7 protein-coding genes and 1 pseudogene are annotated in these 6,494 nt (G+C 41.6%); 6 read left to right on the top strand and 2 right to left on the bottom strand.

Annotated features, from left to right (window positions below; all coding sequences use genetic code 11):
- Positions 1 to 553 precede the first annotated feature (553 nt).
- From ltrA to ACO6VE_RS19780, 3 genes are all read left to right on the top strand, one after another.
- Entirely contained in the window at positions 554 to 1,879 is a 1,326-nt protein-coding gene (gene ltrA, locus ACO6VE_RS19790; protein ID WP_422463027.1) for a group II intron reverse transcriptase/maturase, read from the top strand.
- A gap of 125 nt (positions 1,880 to 2,004) precedes the next feature.
- Positions 2,005 to 3,345, top strand: coding sequence for an AAA family ATPase (locus tag ACO6VE_RS19785; RefSeq protein ID WP_422463025.1), 1,341 nt, complete (start codon positions 2,005 to 2,007; stop codon positions 3,343 to 3,345).
- A 1-nt stretch (position 3,346) separates the two neighbouring features.
- Positions 3,347 to 4,198, top strand: coding sequence for a DUF4435 domain-containing protein (locus ACO6VE_RS19780; protein WP_422463024.1), 852 nt, complete (start codon positions 3,347 to 3,349; stop codon positions 4,196 to 4,198).
- 69 nt (positions 4,199 to 4,267) lie between these two features.
- On the opposite strand, the gene ACO6VE_RS19775 is transcribed toward ACO6VE_RS19780, so the two are convergent.
- Complete coding sequence (locus ACO6VE_RS19775) at positions 4,268 to 4,612, bottom strand: group II intron maturase-specific domain-containing protein (protein ID WP_422463022.1); 345 nt, start codon at positions 4,610 to 4,612, stop codon at positions 4,268 to 4,270.
- A gap of 196 nt (positions 4,613 to 4,808) precedes the next feature.
- Between ACO6VE_RS19775 and ACO6VE_RS19770 the strand changes: the two genes are divergently transcribed.
- On the top strand, positions 4,809 to 5,009 hold the full coding sequence (locus ACO6VE_RS19770; RefSeq protein ID WP_422463020.1) for a DUF4160 domain-containing protein: 201 nt from the start codon (positions 4,809 to 4,811) through the stop codon (positions 5,007 to 5,009).
- 8 nt (positions 5,010 to 5,017) lie between these two features.
- The gene (locus tag ACO6VE_RS19765; protein WP_422463018.1) at positions 5,018 to 5,278 is read left to right on the top strand and encodes a DUF2442 domain-containing protein; all 261 of its coding nucleotides are present in this window, start codon (positions 5,018 to 5,020) and stop codon (positions 5,276 to 5,278) included.
- A 267-nt stretch (positions 5,279 to 5,545) separates the two neighbouring features.
- On the opposite strand, the pseudogene ACO6VE_RS19760 reads toward ACO6VE_RS19765, so the two are convergent.
- A pseudogene (locus ACO6VE_RS19760) lies at positions 5,546 to 5,767 on the bottom strand (transposase); the annotation flags it as partial.
- Here ACO6VE_RS19760 and ACO6VE_RS19755 point away from each other — a divergent pair.
- Complete coding sequence (locus ACO6VE_RS19755) at positions 5,744 to 6,325, top strand: cold shock domain-containing protein (RefSeq protein WP_422463016.1); 582 nt, start codon at positions 5,744 to 5,746, stop codon at positions 6,323 to 6,325. The pseudogene ACO6VE_RS19760 and the gene ACO6VE_RS19755 sit on opposite strands and share 24 nt — an antisense overlap.
- The last annotated feature ends 169 nt before the right edge of the window (positions 6,326 to 6,494 follow it).

Raw genomic sequence — 6,494 nt, 5'->3', positions numbered from 1 at the left:
TCAGCAGGCGTCTTTACCGCCAGTCAGATGTAGGTTCTCCCACAGGGGACTTTCACCCCATCAGTTCATGCCCATGCCGGGCGTACCAAAAAAATTCCAGGGGACGCCTACGGCGCCCCTGAATTTGGCGTGTGTGCCGAGCATGGCACTTAACTCGAGAGGTGAAAGTCCTCTTACCAGGTATTCGCAGAGCCGAAGGTTAGCGAAAGGGCAAGGGCGTTGCCGTGAGGCAGGGTCTGAAGGAAGCCCAACGCAAAATCGCGGGGCGACGAACAGAAACCCAATATGAGGTGTGACGTATTCGGGGCCAGTGGGCACGTGACCATTAAGCCCTCCATCTGCAATCGGGATACGTTTTATAAATTGGGCGTCTACGCGAGGAAAGTTAAGTGTCTTACCTCGAGAGGTCTGCACTGTGTTAATGGATGAACTGAGAGCGGAGCAATCCGCTGTGATCGCAGTGCAGAAGTCAGCAGACGGCATAGTAGGTGGTCTCTTGCCACTGAAGGCCAGAACAAATCCTGGAAAGTAATCATCGGGGAAGTGATTTCGGATGGCATCTGTTAAACAACTGTCGTTGTCTCTGGATACACCAGAGGGTGAACCGGAAACGGGAGACCCGATTGAACCAAAATCCACCTTTTGTTCATCTTTGATGGTGCGGGTACTGGACAGGAATAATCTGGTACGTGCACTGAAACAGGTTCAACGTAATAAAGGAGCCGCTGGCGTCGATGGCATGACCGTTGACGAACTTCCACATTTCCTGAAACAGTACTGGCCGATAATCCGGCAGCAATTGATAGAAGGAGTCTACCGCCCAAAACCCGTTCTGCGAGTGGAAATCCCCAAACCGGATGGACGCAAACGCAAGCTGGGTATCCCTACCGTTCTGGATCGACTGATACAGCAAGCGATTGCCCAGATTATGCAGGAAGAGTGGGATGGTAAATTCCATAACAACAGTTATGGTTTCCGTCCCCATCGGAATGCACATCAGGCTATCTGCCATGTACAGTCAGTTATACGGAATGGATATAACTGGGTTGTGGACTGTGATCTTGAGGCGTTCTTTGATCATGTAAACCATGATTTATTAATGACACAGCTCAAGGCTCACCATAAGGATGCTACGCTGCTACGATTGATCAACCGATACCTGAAAGCCGGTGTCTGTATTAACGGAATAAAACAAGCCAGTTTGAAAGGTGTACCACAAGGCGGCCCACTGTCGCCTGTTCTTTCAAATATAGTGTTGAACAATCTGGACTGGGAACTGGAAAAGCGAAACCTCAAGTTTGCTCGCTATGCTGATGATTGTGTGGCACTCGTCAGCAGTAAAGCAGCGGGTGAACGCGTGATGAAAAGCCTGCAACGCTTTGTTGGAGAATCACTGCGACTCACAGTGAATACCCAGAAAAGCGCAGTAGGCCGACCTTGGGAGCGCAGCTTCCTTGGATTTACGTTCAGTCGGCGGGAGTTAAAAGTAAAAGTCAGTGATAAAGCGTTGACCAAACTGAAAACGACCGTTAAACAACTGAGCCGTCGAACGAGAGGCCATTCAATCATCCGGATTATTGCAGAGTTTAGTAAATCCCTGCTTGGTTGGAAAGCGTATTTCGATATTGCCGAAATACTGAGTCCTCTGCGAGATTTGGACAAATGGATTCGGCGACGATTACGGTGTTATATCCTAAAGCAATGGGGCAGCAAAGGCTACCGAATGTTGAGGCGACTGGGAGTAAGTCGTTTCCTTGCGTGGAATACGGCAAAATCAGCTCATGGACCTTGGCGGTTGAGTGGTAGTCCGGCGTTAACCCGAGCATTGCCAAATAGATATTTCAAGAACCTTGGGTTGCCAGAACTGGCAGCAAGATGAATACAGAGTGATTTGAACCGCGATGCTACGTGATCCGTATGGCTCGTGGTGTGGGAGGAGCAGAGTCGTGAGGCTCTGCCCTATCCCGATTAGCACACTGCCAATTAACAATTGAGAGAGTTAAGATGATAGTGAAAAACTTTATAGCCAAAAATGTATATGGCTATCTTGATTTTAATATTAAATTTAAGAATGGAATTAGTTTTCTTGTAGGTGGTAATGGTTCAGGAAAAACAACAGCATTGAAACTAATGAATGCATTGGTTACACCCAGCTTCAAAGAACTCTTACTTATTATATATGATAGAATTGAACTCGAGATTGAGTTTAAAGGGGAAAAAATTCTTATAACATCAGAAACAATTGGTGATGAGAAAACGTTGAAAATAAGCTCAATAGGCGATGTGATTGTATTTAGAAGTTATCTCGACTTTGAATTCGATCAATTTGTTAGGGGGTCTGAAAAATTTGATAGTGTTGTAGAGACAATAAATAGAGAATATTCAAACCATGAGATAATTCAAAAAATCACAGAAATCCCAACGCCGATATTCTTAGGGTTAGATAGAAGGAATGATATTGTTGCTGATAACAGTACAGATTATTATCACGAGAAAGAGCGTTGGTTGTTTGAGTCAAGTAAAAGGGCGAGATCAGCAAGACGACTTATAAAAGGATCGCTTGGTTATAGTTTAATGGAAATTGAATTCTTAGTTCAAAGTTCTTACAAGAGGTTAAGAGTTCTAGAGGAAAGGCAATCTGAAAAACTTCGTGATGAAATTCTAGCTTCAACTTTTGAATATAATGGTTTAGATTCTTTAGATTTGTCTATGGAATCAATAAACTGGAGTGAAAGGACTAAGCTAATTAAACGAAAAAAGGAAATTAAAGACGCTCTTTCAAAAATTGGCATAAAAGGATCACGTTTGAGTAAAGAGCTTGATAAATTCTTTGAAAACTTGGATCGATTAATCGGTCTGCTGTCAGATGGTGATAAGGGTTTCCACCTAGAGTGGTTAATGAATAAAGCGCAAATCGAACGAATTTCAAAAATTGTTGATATTATCGATGAACATAAATCAAAAGTTGATAATCTGTTTAAGCCGATAAATGATTTCGTTTCTACGATTAATGATTTTTATTCTGATTCGAGGAAGGAAATAGTAATAGATCCAGTTGGGCAAATATTCTTTAAACGTTTGAATGGTGATAAGTGTACAATTGAAAGTCTGTCATCTGGAGAAAGACAATTACTTGTAATCTTTGCTCATGCATTCTTAAACCTTGGTAATAAGAAAAATAATGTATTCATTATTGATGAACCAGAGCTTTCACTACATCTAAGATGGCAGGAAAAATTTTCTGAAATTATTGAAGGCTTAAGTACAAAGTCACAATTTATTATGGCTACACACTCGCCAGAGATTGTAGGTGGATTAAAATCTAATGTGGTGAAGTGTAGATAAAATGTCTTTAGAAAGAAATAGTCAGTCTCAATCAGCAAAATCAGTTTTCTTTGAAGAGTTTAATGATATTGATGTTTATATAGAAGATACTGCTCATGGTTATGAAAAGGTATTTTCGATTATCCTTTCCAGAATATTATGTGACCAATTTAAAATAGAGAAGGTTTTTCCATTAGGTGGTCGTCGAGAAGTTATTGAACACCATAGAATAGAATATAAAGAATCAAACCGGCAAAGTCTGTATATTGTGGATGGTGACTTGTTTATATTATCAAAAGAATCCTTAGATAATAAACCTGGGCTTTATGTTTTACCATTTTATTGTATTGAAAATGTTTTGATTGATGAAAAAGCACTTTTAGTACTTTTAGATGAAGAAGAATCAATAAAAGATTTGTCTGAAATGGCGGAAGAATTCAATTATTCCGAGTGGTTAGATGTAAACGAACCGCTTCTATATGAATTATTCGTTGAATATGCAATATCGTTCAAGATAAACCCATCTGAACAAACAACAGCTTATGAAGTTAAAAAACTAGTAAGTGACAATAAAGGTAATCTCAATTCTGAAAAAGTAAAGGCTAGAATTTTTGAGCTAAAAGAGAAAACTATTGCTTCGAGTGACTATGAAACTTATATAGAAGCTAGAAATGAAATGCTGGATATATTTGAACAGTCATCATTAAGTAAGTTAGATGTTGTTTCAGCTAAAGATTATATATTCCCTTTGCTTTGGACACGGTTCAAGTCAATTGTTACTACAAGAATCAGCAATATTAATTTTAGGCAAAGGCTTGCTAGGCACTGTGACTTATCAAAAATTGAAGATATAGGAAATCAAATCGTGTGCTAATTTGGGTAAGGGCTGGTCTTTCTCCAACCCTCCCCACAGCACCCGGCATGCGGGTCCGCACCGGGTGGTTCAACGATGATGGTGAAACCTGATCCATAAGTCTTTTAATGAAACAAGCCCAATTTTCGCGAGGTAATTGTTATTCAGTGCCTGTTGTACCGCATAAGTTTTACTCAGACGGTAATACCCTTTGCTGCTGGCTGCGATCTTGGCGGCGTTCACTTTATCAACGCCTAACCTGACCAGATGCTTAAAACGGGTTTTCGGCTTGCGCCATTGCTTCAGAAAGCAGCAACGGATTCGCCGACGTATCCATTGATCCAGCAGGGGAATTGGTCGGTAATATTCCGATAACCGGAAATAACCCATCCAACCCCGGATATATTGTGCCAGTTTGTGTAACCGATGTTGCATTGAGACATCCGATTGTACGCCAAGTTTTGGGCTGCTTAACAGGGCGTTAGGTGCTCGTGCAAAACCCGCTGAATATCTGTATTCGATAGAGTATAATTGGGTATGATTTTGATTTAAGGGTGTCCAAATGCCAACAATATCAATGTTTTATGGTTTGATTGTCCGTATGTATTATTTCGATAATCAGTAACACAATATGCTTCACATCCATGTGCATTATCAGGATTGCAGTGCAATTATTGAGATCCCGACAGGAGGTGTCTTGGAAGGAAGTCTGCCAAAAAACAAACAGAAATTGGTTGATGCCTGGATTGAAATTCATAAGGAAAGTCTTATGGCCAACTGGGATTTGGCTATTAATAGTGATTCGGTATTCAAGATTGATCCTTTAAAGTAGGTGTAAATATGAATCCATCTGTTAAATCTGTTCAAGCTCTAGAGAATTATAAGTTGAGGGTTGAGTTTGAAAATGACGAATTCAAAGATTTTGATGTCACGCCTTTTTTAGAAAAAGGTGTTTTTTCTGAACTTAAAGATGACTCTTATTTTAAGCAGGTCAGAGTAGCTTTTGGCTCAGTAGAATGGCCTAATGAGCAAGATTTCAGCAAAGATACTCTTTATCTTCTTGGTATTTCAGTGAGTCCAGCTCAAACAAAACATCGATAACGCACCTAACGAATAAGGATAGATTGCGCCTAGCCGCAATCTTATCCTGTTGTTGCACAAGCCCGGGTTGAATTCTGGTGAGGAAGGTCTATTGAAGTTTACTTTTCTGGCGGATCTTGAATCAGAGCGTTTTTTCAGAACGCTATTTATTCAGGATGAGTGTCTCCCGACCACTGCATTACGGTAGTCTGGGGTATGTCATATCTGTCTGGCTGAGCTTACTTTTTCTCCCTGTTTGTGAATGGCGGTATTTGTTGCTGTGGCAACTCAGGTCGGTTTCAGGAAGCTGAACGCAATGTGCTTCATCGCTGCGCCGCAATGCCTGCATTTGAATTGCGGACGAATCACGGGTTCTACTGCTTTGACCATGACGTGTAAAACCAGTTGCACCAGTGATAATTGTTTTTTGGCGTTGCTGTGTAAAAATCCATAATCCCGCAATCGTCGAAATCGCCTGGGTAATACATGTTTCAGTACCAGCCACAGGAAGTATTGATGCACAAAGGCCGTATAAAAACATGGAACGATAAACGGGGCTTCGGCTTTATCCAATCCGATGAACTGCCAAAAGATGTCTTCGTTCATATCTCAGCACTGAAAGGTATGGCCAGAAAACCGAGAGTGGGTGACATTATCCACTTTCAGGTTGAAAACCAGGATAACGGAAAACTCAAGGCGATCCACTGCTCCATCGAAGGGGTTGCGAAGGTGGTATCTTCACCACGAAAGCCTCGACCCCATATTCGCCGGAAAAAGCCGGGTTTTATTCGAAAGCTATTGCCTGCTGCAGTAATTATCGCCGTAGTATTCGGTTATCAGAAGCTGGCGACCAGTAGCGGCTCTGTTCCAGAACCTCAAGCAGTTATGTCACTGTTTGAGTCCTCATCGTCCAGTGATACTGCCAGGTTTAGTTGCAGTGGCAAAACCCATTGCTCCCAAATGACTTCCTGTGAAGAAGCCACCTTTTACCAGGATAATTGCCCTGGCACCAATATGGACGGTGACCGTGATGGCATACCTTGTGAAAGGCAGCTGTGCAATCAATAAATCACAATGCTAATAAATAGACCGTAGCATCACCTGTGAACCTTCCCTGTTTCAAGAGTAAAAGCAATCCACCTCGAGACCATCAGCCAATAAAACATACTACATCAAGTCAGTATCGAAACTCAATCCAACCTGTCTGGCGAAAGCCTGTTATAGCCAGAGGCAATGA

This window comes from Endozoicomonas sp. ALB115 (assembly GCF_049310245.1).
Taxonomy (GTDB): Bacteria; Pseudomonadota; Gammaproteobacteria; order Pseudomonadales; family Endozoicomonadaceae; genus Endozoicomonas.
The sequence above is the reverse complement of the archived record's forward strand: the minus strand, read 5'-3'. Positions and strand labels throughout refer to the sequence as shown.